Origin of the sequence: Sphingomonas sp. Leaf230, from assembly GCF_001421745.1 — a bacterium.
GTDB lineage: Bacteria > Pseudomonadota > Alphaproteobacteria > Sphingomonadales > Sphingomonadaceae > Sphingomonas.
Window position 1 is genome coordinate 287,739 of record NZ_LMKW01000001.1, and the last position, 20,187, is coordinate 307,925.

Below are 20,187 nucleotides of genomic sequence, written 5' to 3' on the forward strand. Positions count from 1 at the left end.
CTAGCGTCCGGTCGCGCAGTGTAATGTTCGGGCGACGACGATATTCTCGGTACGGCGAACCCTCGACGAGGTTCGATCAAGGGGCGACGGGTATCGCTTACGATGCCCCGTCGCCGCTTGCCGTGCAGTGCGGGCGGTTAGGCCTTGACGTGCTGCGAGATGTACTTGTTCATCTCGAACATCGTGCACTTGTCACGCCCGAAGACCTTCTTCAGCTTCTCGTCAGCCAGAATCTCGCGCTTGTTCTCGGGGTTCTGAAGGTTGTGGGCCTTGATGTAGACCCACACCTTGCTGATCACTTCGCTGCGCGGCAGCTTGTCGTTGCCGACGATCTCGCCGAGCTCGGGAGAGGGCTGGACGGGGGCGTGGATGCCGCCGGTCTTGGGAGCTGTAGCCATAAGCATTCCTTCCTGTTGCGCGCGTGCGTTGGGCACTGCGCGCGTGGTCACGCCTTGGTGAGCGCGTCCGCCTTGTGCGCTGCCTTGCCGCCCTTGTCACTCCTTACGATGAACTGCGGCTCCTCCTTGGACGCCTTGACGGTGTGGCTCTTGATCTTCGTATCGGTGGTCTGCTTCTTCTCTACCGTGCCGTGCGCCTCGCCGCCGTGCGATTTCCAGGTGACCTCGTTGCCCTTCTTCGGATCCTTCATCGCGCCATCTCCTTGATTTGAAAGGATCAAGCGCGGCAACGCGGCATTGGTTGCATCGCGTATGGGTTGCAGACGCAGGGCACGGGGGCCATCAAGGCGGCAATCAAGGAGACCCACCCATGAAGACCCGCGCCGCCGTAGCCTTCGAGGCAAAAAAACCGCTCGAGATCGTCGAACTCGACCTCGAAGGGCCGAAATTCGGCGAAGTCCTCGTCGAAATCATGGCGACGGGCATCTGCCACACCGACGCGTACACGCTCGACGGGCTTGATTCGGAAGGGTTGTTTCCGAGCGTGCTCGGCCATGAGGGTGCCGGCATCGTCCGCGAAGTGGGCGCAGGCGTGACCAGCGTCGCGGTCGGCGATCACGTCATCCCGCTCTATACCCCCGAGTGTCGCCAGTGTAAGTCGTGCCTCAGCCAGAAGACCAATTTGTGCACCGCGATCCGCGCCACGCAGGGCAAGGGGCTGATGCCGGACGGGACGACGCGGTTCAGCTACAAGGGCCAGCCGATCTTCCATTACATGGGCTGCTCGACCTTCTCGAACTTCACCGTGCTGCCGGAGATCGCGGTCGCGAAGATCCGCGAGGACGCGCCGTTCGATACGTCGTGCTATGTCGGCTGCGGCGTCACGACCGGCGTCGGCGCGGTCGTCCACACGGCGAAGGTCCAGCCGGGCGACACGGTCGTCGTGTTCGGGCTCGGCGGGATCGGGCTGAACGTGATCCAGGGCGCGCGGCTTGCGGGCGCGGGGATGATCGTCGGCGTCGACATCAACCCCGACCGGGAGGAATGGGGGCGTCGCTTCGGCATGACGCACTTCGCCAATCCCAAGGATGTCGGTGACATCGTCCAGCACATCGTCGCGCTGACCGATGGCGGCGCGGATTATACCTTCGACGCGACCGGCAACACGACCGTGATGCGGCAGGCGCTCGAGGCGTGCCATCGCGGCTGGGGCACCTCGATCGTGATCGGCGTGGCCGAGGCGGGCAAGGAGATCTCCACGCGACCCTTCCAGCTCGTCACCGGGCGCAACTGGCGCGGCACCGCGTTCGGTGGCGCGCGCGGACGGACCGATACGCCGAAGATCGTCGACTGGTACATGAACGGGATGATCGAGATCGACCCGATGATCACGCACCGCCTGACGCTCGACGAGATCAACAGGGGCTTCGACCTGATGCACGCCGGCGAGAGCATCCGCTCCGTCGTGATCTACTGAGGACACACAGATGTTCAGTCATATCATGCTCGGCGCCGACGACATTGCGGCGTCGAAGGCGTTCTACGACGCGGCTTTGGGTGCGCTCGGCGTGCCCGAGGGCGTCGTCGATGAATGGGGGCGGGTGGTCTATGCGCACGCCGGCGGACGTTTCCTGCTGACGAAGCCGATCGACGGGCAGCCGGCGAGCCACGGCAACGGTAGCACGATGGGCTTCGTCGCCGCGTCGCCCAAGGCCGCCGATGCGTGGCACGCCGCGGGGCTCGCGAACGGCGGGACCGCGTGCGAGGACCCGCCCGGGATTCGCCAGGGTACCGCGGGTCGCACGCTGTATCTCGCCTATCTGCGAGATCCGGCGGGCAACAAGCTCTGCGCCGCGCATCGGGTCGCGTGATGGAAACCGTTTCCACCAGCAAGGCGTATGGCGGCACGCAGGGCGTCTACCGCCACGCGTCGACCGCAGTTGCGACCTAATGCCGCGATTTAAGTTTTTGCCAGTTGCGATGGGCAGTGGGTGGACTAGCGGGCATGTCGCTGTCGATGAGTACCATTCGTTCCCGAGCACGCGCGATCAGAATGGAAAACCATTGCATATTTGCCTAACCCAAGACGCTCAGAACTTTTCAGAGTTTTCACGTGAGATCGACATTTTGATTCAAGAGCTGGAGGCGGTCCGCCTCATAGGCAAACGCAAGTTTGAAAAGTTGGGCTGATGGAAACCGTATCCACCAGCAAGGCGTATGGCGGCACGCAGGGCGTCTACCGCCACGCCTCGACCGCGACCGGTACCGACATGACCTTCGCGGTCTATGTGCCGCCGCATGACGACGGCGCGCGGTTGCCGGTGCTGTGGTTCCTGTCGGGGCTCACCTGCACGCACGCCAACGTCATGGACAAGGGCGAGTATCGCCGCGCGTGTTCAGAACTTGGCGTGATCCTGGTCGCACCGGATACCTCGCCTCGTGGCGACGACGTGCCGGATGACGAGGCGTACGACTTCGGCAAGGGCGCAGGCTTCTACGTCGATGCGACTGAGCAGCCTTGGGCGAAGAATTTCCGGATGCGGACCTATGTCGAGGACGAACTGCCGGCGCTGATCGGCGCGGAATTTCCGATGGCGGATATGGCGCGGCAGGGGATCTTCGGACACTCGATGGGCGGTCATGGTGCGCTGACGATCGCGTTGCGCAATCCTGAGCGGTTCCGGAGCGTGTCGGCGTTCGCACCGATCGTGTCGCCGTTGCAGTGCCCCTGGGGTGACAAGGCGCTTGGCGGGTATCTCGGGCCGGACCGGACGGCGTGGCGGGCGTATGACGCGTGTGCGTTGATCGAAGATGGCGCGCGGGTGAAGGACATCCTGGTCGATCAGGGCGATGCAGACGGTTTCTTGGTCGAGCAGCTGAAGCCGGAGTTGCTGGCTGAGGCTTGCAAGGTTGCGGGGATCGACCTGACGCTACGGATGCAGCCGGGGTATGACCACAGCTACAACTTCATCTCGACTTTCATGGCGGATCATGTGGCGTGGCACGCCAAGCGCCTGAAGTGATCGTCTCTCCTCTCCGGTGAGGAGGGGCACCTGCTATCTTCCCCCCTCCCTGAAAGGGAGGGGCCGGGGGTGGGTAGGCTGCTTGGTATACACCGCGGCCGATCCAGACCGACCCACCCCCAACCCCTCCCTTTCAGGGAGGGGAGCAAGTCGATGGCTAGCCCTTCGAAAGCTCAAGTTTGTGCAGTAAGGCACCATACCCCGTTTCTGTCACGAAGCCGGGAGACCGGTTAGCGTCCCCGCCCTCACGAGGAGACAGGGCGCCCTGAAATCCTCCCCCGCAAGGGGGAGGTGGCTGGCACTTGCCAGACGGAGGGGGTGGCACGCGCCCACATCTGCTCCGTCTCCTCCCCTCCGTCACCTTCGGCGCCACCTCCCCCATGCGGGGGAGGATCGTTTGCGTCCCCCCTCAGAACTTGAACCCAGCCGCAATCCCATACCGCCGCGGGTCGATCGTAAAGATATTCGTGAACAGCCCCGACGACTGGTCGCCGACCGCCTGACCCGTGATCGAGTCATTGTTCGTCAAATTCTGCACGAAGCCGCGCAGGAACCAGCGGTCTTCGGCGCCGTTCAGCTGCACCTGCGCGTTGATCACCTCATAACCCCGCACGCGGTCGACCAGCTGGTTGAAGATCGATGCGGTGAAGCCGCCGGTGTAGTTAAGGTCCACGCGCGGCACGAACGACATGCCGTTGCCGAACGCGATGGTGTACTGAGCGCCTGCCGAGAATTTGTAGGTCGGTGCCTGGGGCAGCTTGCCGCCGCGGATGTTGACGCCGACGCCGTCGATAACACTGTACGGCAGCGCACCGGTCGGCACGCCGAACAGCGCACGCAAGGCGGCCGGGGGATTGGCTGCGGTGGAAGCCAGCACGGAACACAGGCTGTACGCGCCGGTAGTGTTGGTCGTCGGGATCGCCACGGGTGCGCGCAGGCCGAGACCTGAGTTCACCGCGCCGACATAGGTGTTCACCCCGACGATATTGCCCGCGGTGGTCGGCACGACCGCACAGTTGGCGGCGCTCTGCAGGTCCTTGATGATCACCGCGTCGGAGCGGCCGCCCGACGGATCGCGTGGATTGACCAGAAACTTGTCCGCCGACACCTCGCTGTGAAGGTAGCTCGCGTTCATGTTGACGACGAACGCCGGGATCGGGCTGAGGATCGCTTCCGCCTCGACGCCGTAGACATTGGCGTCGACATTGTCGTTGACCGCGGTCCGCGCGACGATCCGGCTCAGCTGCAACTGCTTGTACTTGTAGTAGAAGCCCGTGACGTTGAGCCGCAACGCGCCGTTACCGAAGGTATTCTTCGAACCGATCTCGAACGAGTCGATCTTCTCGGGCGTGAAGGTGGTCGGCACCGAGAAGGTCGCGGGCAAGGGCGGATTGATACCGCCCGACTTGTAGCCGCGCGAATAGGACGCGTAGATCAGATTGTCCGGCGAGATCTTGTAGTCGATCACCGCACGGCCGGTGAGCCGCGAGAAGCTGACCTTGTCGAGCGCATATTCCTGCACCCCGGCGCGCGTGGAGTCGAAGTCGGTGGTGGTGTAGTTCAGCCCCTGCGTCATGTTCGACGCGCCGATCGGGGTCAGCACGTTCAGCGTGATGTTGCGCGCCTTCACGTCCTTCTCGTCGTGGTTGTAGCGCAGGCCGAGCGTCAGCTTCAGCTTGTCGTTGAACTCGAAATAGGTCTCGCCGAAGATCCCGTAGGATTTCAGGCGGAAATCGTCGCCGTCGTTGCGGTAGAACGGCGTGGCGAGGAACGCGTTGCCGTTGACGCCCGGGATCGCCGCCGAGCTGGCCGCGCCGAGCACGCCCGATGCGTAATCAAGCCCGAACGCGTTGACAAAATAGTCGGTGTTCTGGCTGCGCGAGTCGACATAGATGCCGCCGAGCAGGAAGTTGAACATGCCATCGAACGAGCTGTCGATATGCGCTTCAGCGGAATATTGCCTGTTCACCTGGCGCGAGCGATCGACGTCGAGGCTCTGCGCGTAACAGCCGATGCCGTTGCCGCCGAACACGCCGACATTGTTCGTATCGGCGCCCGACTGGCATGCGCCGCCGGCGGGGCCATTGGGGATCAGTACGGAACGGACGCCATTGAGATAGCCGGTATTGACCAGCGCGCCGCCGGGCAGCGGGATCACCACGCCGGGCCGGCCGATCGCATTCAACGTGTTCAGGCCGACATTGCCCGCGAGGGGATTCTCGACCGCAAGGTTGAAGTCGGTCGTGCTGTCGACCGTGTTGCGTGAGAACCCGCCGGTGAAGTTGAACGAAACCGGACCGAAATCATGGAAGATCTTGGCGGTGTACTGCTCTTCCTCGGCGAAATAGGTCGGGTTTGAGTCGATCCGGACGGTGCGGACGTCGCCGGGATTGACCACCCCGGCATAGGTGTCGGTCGCATACAGGTTCTGCAGGCCGATCGCGGCAATCTCCGGATGCCCCAGCTGCGTGCCGGCGATCCCGAAATATTGGGTGGAGGCGAGCGTCGCGGCCAGCGTCGAGTTGCCGTTCGGCGTCTCGTTGGCGAGCCGATCGGGAAGGCAGCCCAGGATGCCGGTCGGATCGCGGTGGCAGAGCTGCTTCTGGATACGGCTGCGGTTGTCCTTCTCGCGGAAATAATAGCCGATCAGGTCGACGCGGGTATCGCTGGTCGGCTCCCACGACAACGTGCCACGGATCGAATACAGGTCGCGCCCGTCGATCTTCGAATTGTCATAGGTGTTCTTGGTATAGCCGTCGCGATTGAGATACGTGCCCGCGACGCGGATGCCGAGGGTGTCGGTGAAGGGCAGGTTGATCATCGCGCGCGCGCGCTTCGAATCATAATTGCCGTACTCGGCCTCGGCGGCGGCGTGGATGCCCGACAGGTCCGGCTTGGCGGTGATGAAGTTGACCACGCCCGACGTCGCGTTACGACCGAACAGCGTACCCTGCGGTCCGCGCAACACCTCGATCCGCTCCAGATCGAAGAACTCGCTTTCGAACAATCGCGTGGTGACGAGCGGCATGTCGTTGACGTGGATCGCGGTCGCCTGGTCGCAGGTCGCGCCGACGCACAGATCGCCGATGCCGCGGATCGTGAAGCTCGACGTGGTGAAATTGGTCTTGGTGAAGGTGACGTTGGGCAACGTCTGCTGGAGCGCACTCGGGTTAACGATCTGCTGCTTCGAGATCGTGTCCGCGGTAAAAGCGCTGACTGCAATCGGAACATCCTGCAAACGTTGCGATTGGCGTTGCGCGGTAACCACGATATCCTGCGACGCGTAGGCGCTGGCCGCGGTATCGGCGGGGGCGGTCTGCGTCGAAGTGCCGGGCGTGGACGGCGCGTCTTGCCCCGGTCCGTTGGTGGGGCCGACGTTTCCAGCCGATGTGGTGGCCGTCTGGGCCATTGCCGGCGCAATCGACAGGAGTATCATCGCCGAGGCGGCGAGCAATTCGAACTTGGCCATGTCAGTCCTCTCCCCGATCGTGCCGGTCTGTGCCGATTCACGATTTAGTTTTTCAGGTATGGCGAAGTAACGACGAAAACGATCTAGCGTCAACGCATTTTGAGCCCCGGATTACTGGGATTTACGGCGCGTTGCTGAAATGAAACAGTTGCAAAAGAGGACCCATGTTCCGATGTTTGGGTATGCTGACAAAGGGTGTTGCGATGCGGGATGAACTGAACGGGTCCGATGGGCGGCCGGTTGAAGACGATGTGCTTGGTCCCGACGGCAAGGTAATTGTGCCCGATGACGTAGCGTCGGCGATCCGTACGCTGATCCGCTGGGCGGGTGACGATCCGACCCGCGAGGGCCTGATCGATACGCCGCGTCGTGTTGCACGTGCGTGGAAGGAATATTGCGCGGGCTATGGCGACGATCCGGCGAAACATCTCGAACGCGTGTTCGAGGAAGTCGGCGGGTATGACGAGATCGTGCTGCTCAAGGACATCCCGTTCCAGTCGCATTGCGAGCATCACATGGCGCCGATCATCGGCAAGGCGCACATCGCGTACCTGCCGCGCGACCATGTCGTCGGCATCTCGAAGCTTGCGCGCGTGCTGCACGGCTTCGCACGGCGGTTGCAGGTGCAGGAGCGGCTGACCGCGGAAGTGGCGGACTGCATCTGGGACAACCTCAAGCCGCAGGGCGTCGCGGTGGTGATCGAGGCGAGCCATGCCTGCATGACCGCGCGCGGTGTCCGCACGCCGGGGGTGACGATGGTCACGAGCCGGATGATGGGCGTGTTCCGCGACGACGAGCGCAGCCGCAAGGAAGTGCTGGCCTTGATGGGGCGCGGCGTTTGATGCGAACCGTCCTGGTGACGGGCGGGGCGAAGCGGCTGGGTGCGGCGATCGTCCGGCGGCTGGCTGCGGACGGGCATGCCGTGGTCGTGCATCAGGGGCACTCGCCCGACGAAGCGGCGGCGTTAGTTGCGGAGATCGTCGACGGGGGAGGGCGTGCTGCTTCGATAGCGGGTGACCTGAGCGATCTGGGCACGATCGGTGACCTGTTCGCGGCGGCACGCTCGGCGATTGGCGGGCCGATCGACGGACTGGTGAACTGCGCGTCGAAGTTCGAATTCGACCGACCACCGACCGTCGATCCTGTGCTGTTCGCCGAACTTGGCGCGATCAATTGCGGGGCGCCGGTGCTGCTCGCGTCGGCGCTCGCGTCGCAGGACGACGTCGCGGACGGCGCGGTGGTCAATGTGCTCGACCAGAAGGTCGCGAACCTCAACCCGGACTTCTTCTCGTACAGCTGCGGCAAGATCGCGCTGGAGGGGGCGACGACGATGCTGGCACAGGCGCTCGGCCCACGCATCTCGGTCAACGCGATTTCGCCAGGGCTGACCTTGCCGAGCGGAGACCAGAGCGAGGAGGAGTTCGCGGCGGTAGCGAGCGACAATCTGCTCAGGCGGCCGGTCGGCGCCGAAGCGGTCGCGGATGCGGTCGCGTGGCTGCTGATCGCAAAAGGCGTGACGGGGCAGAATGTGTTCGTGGATTGCGGACAACGGTTTCTGACGCGAGACGGTGACGTGATGTTCGAGAGGCGAAATGGCTGAATTCACGACGATCCTGGACGGACTCGAGGTGATGATGCGGCTGGGCATCCACCCGCACGAAGTCGCGCCACAACGCGTGGTCGTCTCTGTCGAGATGACGGTCGTGTATCCAGGCCCGCTCGGCGACGATGCGATCGAGGAAGTGCTCGATTACGATTTCGTCCGCGCAGGCATCCTGGCGATGGTAGCGGAGCGCCCGTTCGCGCTGCAGGAGACGCTGTGCGAGGCGATTGCTGCGCTGTGCCTGAGTGACGAACGGGTGAGGCGGGTCGAGATCGAGACGATGAAGACCGACGTCTACCCTGACGCGGCCATCGGATGCCGCATCGTCCGGGAGCGCCAAATCTAGCGAGAGGTCGATCCAGCGTCCGGGAAAGATTTGTTTCCCCGCGAAGGCGGGGATCCAGACTGGGCTCCCGCCTTCGCGGGAGAACAAGAAGGGGTAAGGCGTCGTATGATTGCCGACCGGCCGCGCCCAGGGCAATAGTCCCACGACCGGACGCATTTGGTTTCACGGTCGGAAGGCGCCGATCCTAGAGCCGGTTCGTTCTCTCCCCACGAACCCGATCCGGAGACCAAAGTTGAAAATTCTCGTCGTTCTCACCTCGCATGCCGACCTCGGCGATACCGGCCGCAAGACCGGCTTCTGGCTCGAGGAACTCGCAGCGCCCTATTACGTGTTCAAGGACGCCGGCGTGGACATCACGCTCGCATCGCCGGCGGGTGGCCAGCCGCCGCTCGATCCAAGCAGCGCCAAGCCCGACGCACAGACCGACGCGACACGCCGGTTCGAGGCCGATGCCGAGGCGACCGCCGCACTCGCCGATACGCGCAAACTGTCGGAGATGCGGATCGCCGACTATGACGCAGTGTTCTATCCGGGCGGGCACGGACCGCTCTGGGACCTCGCCAACGATCCTACCTCGATCGCGTTGATCCAGGACACGCTCGGCGCAGGCAAGCCCGTCGCGCTGGTCTGTCACGCACCCGGCGTGCTGCGCGACGTAAAGGCCGCTGACGGTACGCCACTCGTGAAGGGCAAGACGGTCACCGGTTTCACCAACAGCGAAGAAGCCGCGGTTGGGCTCAGCGATGTCGTGCCGTTCCTGGTCGAGGACATGCTGCAACAGAAGGGCGGCACCTATTCGAAGACCACCGACTGGGGCGTGTACGTAGTCGAGGACGGCCTGCTGATCACCGGCCAGAACCCCGCCTCGTCGGCAAAGGCGGCACAGGCGTTGCTCGCGAAGCTGGCGTAAGGAGAAACGGCCACCGGTTCAGCCGGTGGCCGTCTTTTACGAGGTCAGGCGCGGTTGGCGGCGCTCAGGACCGCACGCACCGAGGCAGTGGCAATGTCGGTATCCATGCCGACGCCGAACACTGTCCGACCCTCGGCGGTCCGGCATTCGACATACGCCGCCGCCTGCGCATCCGCGCCGTGGCCGATCGCGTGCTCGTTGTAGTCCACCACGTCGAGCGTCGGCCCGGTCGACTCCGCGATCGCCGCGATCACGCCGGAGATCAGCCCGTTGCCGCGCCCGGAGATCGATCGCTCCTCGCCATCGATCGCCACCCGGCCGATGAAGACTCGCTGCCCCGAGGCGCCGCTCTCCTCGTAATCGCGCAGTTCCACCCGGTCGTCCGCCTGCGGCATGTACGTCCGCTCGAACAGGCTCCAGATATCCGCGGCGTTCAGCTCGCGGCTGGTCTCGTCGGCATAGGCCTGGACGTGGCGGCTGAAGTCGGCCTGCAACCGCTTGGGCAGCTTCAGCCCCTTGTCCTGCTCGATCACCCAGGCGACGCCGCCCTTGCCCGACTGCGAGTTGACGCGGATAACCGCCTCGTAGCTGCGGCCGAGATCGGCGGGGTCGATCGGCAGATACGGGACCTCCCACAGCGTGTCGTTCTTCGCCTCCTGCGCCGCGAAGCCCTTCTTGATCGCGTCCTGATGCGAGCCCGAGAAGGCGGTGAAGACCAGGTCGCCAGCATAGGGCGTGCGCGGGTGGACGGGGATGTTGGTGCAGTAATTGACCGTGTTCACGACCCCGTCGATGTCCGACAGGTCGAGCTTCGGATCGACGCCCTGCGTGTACATGTTGAGCGCGACGGTCACGAGATCGCAATTGCCGGTGCGCTCGCCATTGCCGAGCAGGCAGCCCTCGACGCGGTCCGCGCCCGCCATCATCCCGAGCTCCGCCGCCGCGACGCCGGTGCCGCGGTCGTTATGCGTGTGCAGCGATATCGCCACCGCCTCACGGTTGCGAATGTTGCGGCCGAACCATTCGATCTGGTCGGCATAGATGTTCGGCGTCGCGCACTCGACGGTCGCGGGCAGGTTGAAGATGATCGGATTGTCGGACGTTGGCATCAGCACGTCCATTACCGCCTCGCAAACTTCCAGCGAGAAATCGAGTTCGGCGGTCGAGAAGGTTTCCGGCGAATATTCGAACTGCCAGCGGACGTTAGGCTGTTTGGCGGCTTCGTCGCGCAGTACCTTGGCACCGTCGATCGCGATCTGCTTAACCTGCGCACGGTCCATGCCGAACACGATCTTGCGCCATGCCGGCGACACCGCGTTGTAGAGGTGGACGATCGCGGTCTTCGCACCGACGAGGCTGGCGAAGCTCGTCTCGATCAGGTCGCGGCGCGACTGGGTCAGCACCTGGATCGATACGTCGTCGGGGATACGTCCGGTCTTCACCAGCCCCGAGATGAAGTCGAACTCGGTCGCGCCCGCGCTCGGGAAGCCGACTTCGATCTCCTTCAGCCCGACCTTGCAGAGCAGGTCGAAGAACCGCGTCTTCTTCTCCGCGTCCATCGGATCGATCAGCGCTTGGTTGCCGTCGCGCAGATCGGTCGACAGCCAGCGCGGTGGTTTGACGATCGTCTTCGACGGCCATTGGCGGTCGGGCAGGTCGACTTGCGGGAAGGGTCGGTATTTGGTCGATGGGTCGCGCAGCATGGCCAGTCTCTCGTGTCGTCGGGAGCGTTCGGGTCAGCCCTTAGGCGCGAGGCGCGGGGCATGGCCACCGCGCAAACGATCGGCGCGCCTAAGGGCGCGTAAGTCGAAGCAGCAGGAGGCGGCCATACGTCATTAAAGTCGTCCTATCGCGCGGACACAGTCCGTGTCCAGCGCGATAGAAAATTCGACAGATTATTGCGCGGAGAAGGCGGCGTTGATCGTCAGGTCGACCTTGTCCGACACGACCGGAGCATAGGCACCGATATTGAAGTCGCTGCGCTTGATCGAGGTCGTCGCGCGGAAGCCGAAGTTCAGCTTCTTGTTCATAGGGTTTGCGCCCGCGCCGATGAAGGTCGCCTGCAGCACGACCGGCTTGGTGACGCCCTTGAGCGTGAGGTCGCCGGTAATCGTCGCCTTGTCGCCGGTCGCGACGACCTTGGTCGAGACGAACTTGGCGGTCGGATAGGTCGCGGTGTCGAAGAAGTCCTTCGACTTCAGATGGCCGGCGAACGGCGCTGCGGTGACCGAGAGCTGGTCGATTGCCAAGTTCACCTCGACCTTGGTCGCGTTCGGCTTGGCGGGATCGATCGTGATGCTGCCCCCCGATGCGCCGAGCTGCCCTTCGAGCATCGAGAAGCCCATGTGATTGACGGCCCACGTGACCTGCGTGTGGTTGGGATCGACCGCATAGGTGCCCGCGGTGACGCGTGCCTTGACGGGGGCGCCGGGGACGCCTGCGGTCTGTGCGAGAACGGGCGCGGCGGTGAGGGCGAGGATCGTGGCTAGGACTAGGCGCATGGGTATCTCCTGTTGAACGCGCGATGCTGGCCGACGGGAGGGGGCGCGTCAAACGACGTTATGCCAACGCTGTGTTTCGGAATTGGGTCGGGGGGCGTCGCGCTCGCGCTCCCGGTGGAGTGCACCACCAGCGCTCGTTCCCCCGCGGACGCGGGGGCCCAGCTAAACCACGATCACCGCCCGAGATCCTGGCCCCCCGCGTTCGCGGGAAAACGGGAGGGAGAACGGCCTTCACCTCACACTACCACCCCGGCGAAGGCCGGGGCCCAATTGGGGGACGTCGCTAACGGAAGACAGCGTTCCGTTACTCGAACCTTCCCAATTGGGCCCCGGCTTTCGCCGGGGTGGTGTGGAGTGCGCGGGAACGCCCGCCCGTCGGACCTGGCGAAGCCGTGCCCTGTGGGCAGGCTTCGTCGGGCCGGCCGCGCTCACGCGCTAACGCGCGCTCGTCAGTTCTTGGCCTTATCGACGAGAGCATTCTTCCCGATCCAAGGCATCATCCCACGCAGTTCCGACCCGATCTTCTCGATCGGATGCGCCAGCGCCTGCTTGCGCGCCGCCTTCAGCTCGGGCTGCCCCGCGCGGTTGTCGAGGATGAAGTTCTTCACGAACCGGCCCGACTGGATGTCGGCGAGGACGCGCTTCATCTCGGCCTTGGTCTCCGACGTGATGATCCGCGGGCCCGTCGTGATGTCGCCATACTCGGCGGTGTTCGAGATCGAATAGCGCATGTTGGCGATGCCGCCCTCATACAGCAGGTCGACGATCAGCTTGGTCTCGTGCAGGCACTCGAAATACGCCATCTCGGGGGCGTAGCCGGCTTCGACCAGCGTCTCGAACCCGGCCTGGATCAGGTGGGTGATGCCGCCGCACAGTACGGCCTGCTCGCCGAACAGGTCGGTCTCGCACTCCTCGCGGAAGTTGGTCTCGATAATCCCCGAGCGACCGCCGCCGACGCCGCTGGCATAAGCGAGCGCGATGTCATGCGCGTTGCCCGACTTGTCCTGGTCGATCGCGATCAGGCAGGGGACGCCGCCGCCGCGGACATATTCGCTGCGCACGGTATGACCGGGGCCCTTGGGCGCGATCATGATGACGTCGAGATCGGCGCGCGGCTCGATCAGGCCGAAATGCACGTTGAGGCCGTGCGCGAACGCAATCGTCGCGCCCTGCTTGAGGTTGTCATGCAGGTCGGCAGAGTAGATCGCCGCCTGATGCTCGTCGGGCGCGAGGATCATGACGATGTCGGCCCAGGCGGCAGCTTCCTTGTTCGACTTGACTGCAAAGCCGGCCTCGATCGCCTTCTTGGCGGTGGCCGAGCCTTCGCGCAGCGCGATCGCGACGTCCTTGACGCCCGAATCGCGGAGGTTTTGCGCGTGCGCATGGCCCTGCGAGCCGTAACCGACGATCGCGATCTTCTTGTCGGTGATGAGGTTCAGGTCGGCGTCGCGATCGTAATAGACACGCATTGGAATGGTCCTTTCGATAAGGGTGTCCCTCCGCAAAGGCGGAGGTCCAGGCTGGGCTCCCGCCTTCGGACGCCCTTCAAAGTATTACTTTGAAGGAAAGCCCTTCGCGGGAGAACAAAACTTTAAAAGCGGAGAAGTGTTAAGCCGGCTCTTTGCCGCGGGCGATCGCGACGATTCCGGTTCGGGCGACTTCGATCAGGCCGACTTCGCCCATGAGTTCGACGAACTTGTCGATCTTGTCGATCCCGCCGGTGACCTCGAACACGAAGCTCGACGTCGTCGCATCGACCACGCGCGCGCGGTAGACGTCGGCGAGGCGCAACGCCTCGATCCGGTGGTCGCCGGTGCCACGGACCTTCACCAGCGCCAGTTCGCGTTCGACGTGTGCGCCCTGTGCCGTCAGGTCGGTGACCTTGTGCACCGGCACCAGCCGGTCGAGCTGCGCCAGGATCTGCTCCATCGTCGCCGGCGACGCGCTGGTGACGATGGTGATCCGGCTGACCGACTTGTCCGCGGTGATCTCGCTCACCGTCAGGCTCTCGATATTATAGCCGCGCGCTGTGAACAGGCCGGCGATCCGGGCGAGGATGCCCGGTTCGTTATCGACGATGACGGCGAGCGTATGCCGCTCGGCCTTTTCCTGGGAAATGTGCATCTTAAACCAGCGCCTTCGCTTCGTCGTCCATCGTGCCGGACACTTCGTTCGCCTGCAGGATCATGTCGGTATGCGCCGCGCCCGACGGGATCATCGGGAAGCAATTCGTCAGCTGCGACACGCGGCAGTCGACGATCACCGGGCCGTCATACGCCAGCATTTCAGCGATGCCGCTGTCGAGCTGGTCGTGCATCTCGATCAGGATGCCCTTCCAGCCATACGCCTCGCCGAGCTTGACGAAATCGGGCAGCGAATCCGAATAGCTCTCCGCATAGCGGCTCTCGTAGGTGAGCTCCTGCCACTGGCGGACCATGCCCATATACCGGTTGTTGAGGATGAAGATCTTCACCGGCAACCGGTATTGCGACGCGGTCGCCAGCTCCTGGATGTTCATCTGGATCGACGCTTCGCCGGCGATGTCGATGACCAGCGCGTTCGGATTGCCGAGCTGCGCACCGATCGCGGCGGGCAGGCCATAGCCCATCGTGCCGAGACCACCGCTGGTCAGCCACTTGTTCGGCTTCTCGAACCCGAAATGCTGCGCCGCCCACATCTGGTGCTGGCCGACCTCGGTCGTGATGATCGGCGACCGCGCGTGCGTGGCGTCGAACAGCGCCCGGATCGCACGCTGCGGCATGATCTCGTTCGGGTCGTTCTCGGGGAAATCGAGACACTTCACCGCGCGCCAGCCGGCGATGCGACGCTGCCAGTCGGTCGTGTCGGGCTTCGGATGCTGGCGGCTCTTCCAGATCCGCACCATGTCCTCGAGCGCATGGCCGACATCCGCGATGATCCCAAGATCGACGCGCACGGTCTTGTTCACCGACGAGCGATCGATGTCGATATGCACCTTCCGCGAGTTCGGGCTGAACGCATCAAGCCGCCCGGTCACGCGGTCGTCGAAGCGCGAGCCGAGCGCGACGACGAGGTCGGCCTGGTTCATCGCCATGTTGGCCTCGTACGTGCCGTGCATCCCGAGCATGCCGAGCCACTGCGGGCCGGACGCGGGATAGGCGCCGAGACCCATCAGCGTCGACGTCACCGGCGCGCCGGTGATGCGGACGAGTTCGCACAGCAGCTGGCTCGCCGCCGGACCCGAGTTGATGATGCCGCCGCCGGTATACAGGATCGGGCGTTCGGCCGCGGCGAGCATGTCGACGAGCTGCTCGATCTGCGACTGGTCGGCCTTCACCTGCGGGCGATAAGTCTTGTGCTGGATCGGCCCCGGCTTCTTGTACCGAGCCGTCGCGACCTGCACGTCCTTGGGAATGTCCACGACCACCGGCCCCGGACGACCCGAGGTGGCGATGTGGAACGCCTCGTGGATCACGTCGCCAAGCTTGGCGGGATCCTTCACGAGGTAGTTGTGCTTCGAGCAATGGCGCGTGATGCCGACGGTATCGGCCTCCTGGAACGCGTCGGTGCCGATCAGCGCGGTCGGCACCTGGCCGGTGATCACGACCATCGGGATCGAATCCATCAGCGCGTCGGTGATCCCGGTGACCGCGTTGGTCGCGCCCGGACCCGAGGTAACGAGCACCACGCCGGGCTTGCCGGTCGAGCGCGCGTAACCCTCGGCCGCATGCGTCGCAGCCTGTTCGTGGCGCACGAGGATGTGCTTGATCCGACCGCCGTTCGAATTGTGGCGAAACAGCGCGTCGTAGATCGGCAGCACGGCGCCACCCGGATAGCCGAAGACGACCTCCACGCCGAGATCGCACAGCGCCTCGATCAGGATATCGGCTCCACTCTTCTCGGTCATTTCATATCATCCTTTGCGAGAACGCTGCCTTTAGCGTCTCGTGGTGGGGCCGGCTACCGATATAAAAGATGCGTGTCAAACATCATCTGAGCAATATAGTTTCAAATTGCTGCAGGCGCGTTGGGAGATCGATGGCTTCGCTGCGGGCCCAGTCGGGCGGCTGCTGATGTCGAAGCCACGTATATTGGCGCTTGGCATAGCGCCGTGTGGCGAGCGATCCGGCGGCGATGGTGTCGGGTTTCGAGGTTTCGCCGCGAACGAGCGCGGCGATCTCGGGCACACCGATCGCGCGGCGGATCGGCGCGTCCTGCGGGATGTCGGTGCGGGCGAGCAGCGCAGTGATTTCCTCGCGGCTGGTATCGGCCATCTCGGCGAAGCGCTGGTCGATGCGCGCGTTGAGCCAGTCGCGGTCGGGGATCAGGATCAGCGCGCGGACGCCGATCGTATCGCCGATCCCGCCGATCTTTTCCGTCTGCCAGTCGGCAAGCGTCCGGCCGGTACCGCGGACGACTTCTAGCGCTCGGGCGACGCGGGTTGTGTCGGCTGCGTTGAGCTTGGCGGCGGCTTGTGGGTCAAGTTGCGCGAGCGCGGCGTGCGCTTCGGCGACGGGGAGGGCGCGGACTTGCTCGCGAAGGGCCGGGTCGATCTCGGGAACAGGCGCGATGCCGTCGAGCAAGGTGCGGATATAGAGCCCGGTCCCGCCAACCAGGATCGGCAGCTTCCCCTCCGCAAGCGTGTCTCGGATCGCCAGCGTTGCCTCGGCGGCCCAGCGCGCGGTGGAGTAGGTGGCGTCGGCGGCGTCGACATGGCCGAACAGGCAGTGCGGAGCACTAGCCTCCTCTTCGCTCGACGGGCGAGCGGTGACGATACGGAGGTCGGCATAGACCTGCGCGGAGTCGGCGTTGATGATCACGCCGTCGTGGGCGTTGGCGACGGCAAGCGCGAGCGCGGACTTGCCGCTAGCGGTCGGCCCTGCGATGAGCGCCACCTTCGGGAGCGCGCCCGTTGATTGGGAGATGGGTATGTTCACGGCAACGCTTATAGCCTCGGGCACGCTGACCGCAGGCGATATTTCGACCGCGATGGACCGCCTGCGCGACGCCGGGTGCGCGCCCGGCGCGAGTGGCTGGATCGACGTGGGCGACGCCGCCGACCTGATCTTCGGGATGGCGCCGGACGCGGCTCGGGTCGCGCTGGAGGGTGCGTTCGTCGATACCGACGTGGTCGTTCAATCGAGCGTGACGCGTACCAAGACGCTGCTGGTCGCCGACATGGACTCGACGATGATCACCGTCGAATGCATCGACGAACTCGCCGACTACGCCGGCATCAAGCCGCAGATCGCCGAAATCACCGAACGCGCGATGCGCGGCGAACTGGATTTCGAGGCAGCACTCGATGCCCGCGTGGCGCTGCTGGAGGGGTTGGCCGAGAGCGACATCGAACGCTGTCTTGCCGAACGCGTCAAGATCATGCCCGGCGCGAAGGCTCTCGTGCGGACGATGCGGTCGCGGGGCGCTCTGGCGGTGCTGGTTTCGGGTGGCTTCACGCGGTTCGCGGAGCCGGTAGCGAAGGAGATCGGCTTCGACCGCGCGATCGCCAACGTGCTGGAGATCGAGAGTGGCGTGCTGACGGGGACGGTGACCAAGCCGATCGTCGGCTCGGACACTAAGCTCACGACGCTACGGGCCGCGATCACCGAGCGGGGGATTGCGGTGGAGGAATCGCTCGCGGTCGGTGACGGCGCGAACGACCTGGCGATGATCGAGGCGGCCGGGCTGGGGGTAGCGTATCACGCTAAGCCTATCGTCGCGGTGGCTGCGGCTGCGCGGATCGATCATGGGGATCTGACGGCGCTTCTCTATGCGCAGGGTATCGCGAAGCAGCACTGGGTGCTGGACTAGCCGCCCTTGCGATCCTCCCCCGCCAGGGGGAGGTGGCGCCGAAGGAGACGGAGGGGGAGGACACCGAACGCTGGTTTCCCTTACCTCCCCCTCCGTCTGGCAAGGGCCAGCCACCTCCCCCTGGCGGGGGAGGATGCAAATCGCTTTACCCCTTCGCCAACGGCGTACCGCTCGCGTTGCACACATACGTCGCGAGTTCCTCACGCAACGGCAAACCCTTGATCGGTCGCAACGGGCCATCATGCGCCACGTTGGTCTCGACCAGCGCGCGGTTCGGACCAACGCCCAGCACATGGAACAGCCGCTTGCCGCAATCCGTCTCGGTGCGCGCATAGGCGACCTTGCCATCATGCTCCTGCCGCAGGATCGCGATGATCGTGCCGCTTGCCGCCTTCCGCTCCCGCAACAGGAAGTGGCGTGACGTCGGATCGGAGGGGGTCGGGATCAATCGCCCCTTCACCGTCAGTTGCTCAGGCTTGGGTACCGCTACTTCGGTCTCGGCCAGATTGCGCAACGACACGCCGTTATCCACCATCGCGTCGGTAGTATTAGTCGCAGGCTGCTCGCCAGAACACGCGGCCAACAGCGTCGCGCCGGCAACTGCCAGCGCCAAGGTCTTCGAAATCATGCATCTAGCTCCCGGTCGATGTCGAAACGAAACGACCGGTCCGGCTATTTGATCCCTGCCGCACACGATCGCTCATCCGCCGGGCAAAGGCACGATCGCTCAGCGCGCCTTCTTGTCAGCCACCCGGTCCGTCCGCGCGACGGACTTCGGAGGGACGGCAGGGTCGCAGATGCGACGCGTCGGCTGGCACGCAATCCCGACCGTAGAACACCCTTTGACGCTAGGCGCGGTAGGACACGCGCGGCATTGCTGCTTGATCTCGGTGCAAGTCGATGGCGCTGACAACAACGCCAGGGTCAGGAAGAACATTCGCACATCCTCGTCATGAGTATCGCCGCAGACCCGCACATCCGCTCAGGGCGCGACGATCACGCACGCCACGCCAGACGCCGAGCAAGCCCGCGTCGCATCCGCCTTCGAAGCAAAACCACCCGCCTGAAGCCGCGTTACGCCGCCCGCCTTCGCGTAGAAGGGCTGTGCACCGCGCAGCTTGCCGCGAACCTTGTTCCACTGCGTCTCGGCATTGCCCTGATCGCGGAACGCGCCAAGCTGGACGCGCCAATTGCCCGTCGCACGCACCGGCGCGGGCTTGGCCGCAACAGCTTTTGCTGGAGCAGGTTTTGCCGGCACAGGCTTGGGCGGCTTCACCTGCGCCTGCCTGACCGGTGCCGGCTCGCGCGTCGGCGTCGGTGTCGGTTCCCGCGTAGGGGCCGGTTCGCGTGTCGGCCCGGGAACGCGCGCAGGAAGCGAACTCGGCGGCAGCTTCGACGGACGCGGCGCGCTGGCGGTACGCGGCGGCGCCACCGGCGTTTGCCCGACCGTAGCACGCGAAGGCCCCGGCGGCGGGGATTGCAACGCATATTGCTGCGCCAGCGCGGTGCCCTTCTCGCGGTCGGTGGGCGAGATATACTGGTCCATCTGCGCGAGCGTCTGCGAGGCCGACTGCAAGCCCGACGCCGACGCGCGCGTCATCAGCGCATAGGCTCGCGGGAAATCGCGCGGTATGCCGTCGCCGTTGAACAACATCGTCCCGAGCACCAGCTGCGCCCGCGGTTCACCATGCGCGACCGATTTCTGCAGCCACGGCAGCGCATCCGTCTTTTTTCCGGCCTGGAACAACGCGAGCCCGTAATTGTCGGCGGCCTGCACATGCCCCTGCATCGCCGCCTTCCGGAACCAGCTCTCGGCCAGCACCGGATCCAGCGGTACGCCGCGCCCCAGCTTGTACGCCTGCGCCAGGTTGAACTGCGCGTCCGCATCGCCCGCCACCGCCAGCGGGCGCCACTCGGTGATCGCACGCGGATAATCGCCCTTCGCCCAGGCATCGACGCCGGCCTTCACATCGGCAAACGCAGGGACGGCGGCCAGCATTCCGCTCAACGCGATCGCACCCACCAAAAGCTTACGCCGAACCGTCATCGCCATCCCTCATACCGTCTCGCCGCCACCATGCCGCCGTTCGTCGCGCAAGGCAAAGGGCGACCGTTCCCGATGCCCAACATCGCGCGTCGGTAAGTCA

19 protein-coding genes are annotated in these 20,187 nt (G+C 64.7%); 8 read left to right on the forward strand and 11 right to left on the reverse strand.

What is annotated here, in order from left to right:
- Positions 1-137 precede the first annotated feature (137 nt).
- On the reverse strand, positions 138-398 hold the full coding sequence (locus ASE82_RS01325) for an SWIB/MDM2 domain-containing protein (protein ID WP_031394799.1): 261 nt from the start codon (positions 396-398) through the stop codon (positions 138-140).
- A gap of 47 nt (positions 399-445) precedes the next feature.
- Positions 446-649: a DUF2945 domain-containing protein gene (locus tag ASE82_RS01330; protein ID WP_056057888.1), complete on the reverse strand. Its 204-nt coding sequence runs from the start codon at positions 647-649 to the stop codon at positions 446-448.
- Positions 650-768: 119 nt separating this feature from the next.
- On the opposite strand from ASE82_RS01330, the gene ASE82_RS01335 reads away from it, so the two are divergent.
- The 3 genes from ASE82_RS01335 to fghA all read left to right on the forward strand — a co-directional run bounded on the left by ASE82_RS01335 (position 769) and on the right by fghA (position 3,421).
- Positions 769-1,875, forward strand: coding sequence for an S-(hydroxymethyl)glutathione dehydrogenase/class III alcohol dehydrogenase (locus tag ASE82_RS01335; protein WP_056057891.1), 1,107 nt, complete (start codon positions 769-771; stop codon positions 1,873-1,875).
- A gap of 10 nt (positions 1,876-1,885) precedes the next feature.
- The gene (locus tag ASE82_RS01340) at positions 1,886-2,269 is read left to right on the forward strand and encodes a VOC family protein (RefSeq protein WP_056057894.1); all 384 of its coding nucleotides are present in this window, start codon (positions 1,886-1,888) and stop codon (positions 2,267-2,269) included.
- Positions 2,270-2,587: 318 nt separating this feature from the next.
- A complete protein-coding gene (gene fghA, locus ASE82_RS01345) occupies positions 2,588-3,421 on the forward strand; it encodes an S-formylglutathione hydrolase (RefSeq protein WP_056057897.1) in 834 nt (277 codons plus the stop codon).
- Positions 3,422-3,830: 409 nt separating this feature from the next.
- Here fghA and ASE82_RS01350 read toward each other — a convergent pair whose 3' ends face one another.
- A complete protein-coding gene (locus ASE82_RS01350; protein WP_056057900.1) occupies positions 3,831-6,890 on the reverse strand; it encodes a TonB-dependent receptor in 3,060 nt (1,019 codons plus the stop codon).
- 203 nt (positions 6,891-7,093) lie between these two features.
- Between ASE82_RS01350 and folE the strand changes: the two genes are divergently transcribed.
- From folE to ASE82_RS01370, 4 genes are all read left to right on the forward strand, one after another.
- Positions 7,094-7,732 (forward strand): GTP cyclohydrolase I FolE, encoded by a 639-nt coding sequence (gene folE, locus ASE82_RS01355; RefSeq protein WP_056059505.1) that lies wholly within the window; start codon positions 7,094-7,096, stop codon positions 7,730-7,732.
- Complete coding sequence (locus ASE82_RS01360) at positions 7,732-8,490, forward strand: SDR family NAD(P)-dependent oxidoreductase (RefSeq protein ID WP_056057902.1); 759 nt, start codon at positions 7,732-7,734, stop codon at positions 8,488-8,490. Before folE ends, ASE82_RS01360 begins: the two co-directional genes overlap by 1 nt.
- Entirely contained in the window at positions 8,483-8,839 is a 357-nt protein-coding gene (locus ASE82_RS01365) for a dihydroneopterin aldolase (RefSeq protein WP_056057906.1), read from the forward strand. The genes ASE82_RS01360 and ASE82_RS01365 overlap by 8 nt, the downstream gene beginning before the upstream one ends.
- A 232-nt stretch (positions 8,840-9,071) precedes the next feature.
- Positions 9,072-9,749 (forward strand): type 1 glutamine amidotransferase domain-containing protein, encoded by a 678-nt coding sequence (locus ASE82_RS01370; protein WP_056057909.1) that lies wholly within the window; start codon positions 9,072-9,074, stop codon positions 9,747-9,749.
- A gap of 44 nt (positions 9,750-9,793) precedes the next feature.
- On the opposite strand, the gene leuA is transcribed toward ASE82_RS01370, so the two are convergent.
- The 6 genes from leuA to miaA form a co-directional block, all read right to left on the reverse strand.
- On the reverse strand, positions 9,794-11,452 hold the full coding sequence (leuA, locus tag ASE82_RS01375; RefSeq protein WP_056057912.1) for a 2-isopropylmalate synthase: 1,659 nt from the start codon (positions 11,450-11,452) through the stop codon (positions 9,794-9,796).
- Positions 11,453-11,644: 192 nt separating this feature from the next.
- The gene (locus ASE82_RS01380; RefSeq protein WP_056057915.1) at positions 11,645-12,250 is read right to left on the reverse strand and encodes a YceI family protein; all 606 of its coding nucleotides are present in this window, start codon (positions 12,248-12,250) and stop codon (positions 11,645-11,647) included.
- A 449-nt stretch (positions 12,251-12,699) separates the two neighbouring features.
- The gene (gene ilvC, locus ASE82_RS01385) at positions 12,700-13,719 is read right to left on the reverse strand and encodes a ketol-acid reductoisomerase (RefSeq protein WP_056057918.1); all 1,020 of its coding nucleotides are present in this window, start codon (positions 13,717-13,719) and stop codon (positions 12,700-12,702) included.
- 139 nt (positions 13,720-13,858) lie between these two features.
- Entirely contained in the window at positions 13,859-14,374 is a 516-nt protein-coding gene (gene ilvN, locus ASE82_RS01390; RefSeq protein WP_056057922.1) for an acetolactate synthase small subunit, read from the reverse strand.
- A 1-nt stretch (position 14,375) separates the two neighbouring features.
- Positions 14,376-16,136, reverse strand: a complete 1,761-nt coding sequence (gene ilvB / locus ASE82_RS01395) for a biosynthetic-type acetolactate synthase large subunit (RefSeq protein WP_056057926.1) — start codon at positions 16,134-16,136, stop codon at positions 14,376-14,378.
- Between the two features lie 82 nt (positions 16,137-16,218).
- Complete coding sequence (gene miaA, locus ASE82_RS01400; RefSeq protein WP_056057929.1) at positions 16,219-17,166, reverse strand: tRNA (adenosine(37)-N6)-dimethylallyltransferase MiaA; 948 nt, start codon at positions 17,164-17,166, stop codon at positions 16,219-16,221.
- On the opposite strand from miaA, the gene serB reads away from it, so the two are divergent.
- Complete coding sequence (serB, locus tag ASE82_RS01405; RefSeq protein ID WP_056057933.1) at positions 17,159-18,040, forward strand: phosphoserine phosphatase SerB; 882 nt, start codon at positions 17,159-17,161, stop codon at positions 18,038-18,040. The genes miaA and serB overlap by 8 nt on opposite strands.
- A gap of 145 nt (positions 18,041-18,185) precedes the next feature.
- On the opposite strand, the gene ASE82_RS01410 is transcribed toward serB, so the two are convergent.
- Both ASE82_RS01410 and ASE82_RS01415 read right to left on the reverse strand, forming a co-directional pair.
- On the reverse strand, positions 18,186-18,668 hold the full coding sequence (locus ASE82_RS01410; protein ID WP_056057935.1) for a hypothetical protein: 483 nt from the start codon (positions 18,666-18,668) through the stop codon (positions 18,186-18,188).
- A 354-nt stretch (positions 18,669-19,022) separates the two neighbouring features.
- A complete protein-coding gene (locus ASE82_RS01415; protein WP_056059507.1) occupies positions 19,023-20,087 on the reverse strand; it encodes an SPOR domain-containing protein in 1,065 nt (354 codons plus the stop codon).
- Between the last annotated feature and the right edge of the window lie 100 nt (positions 20,088-20,187).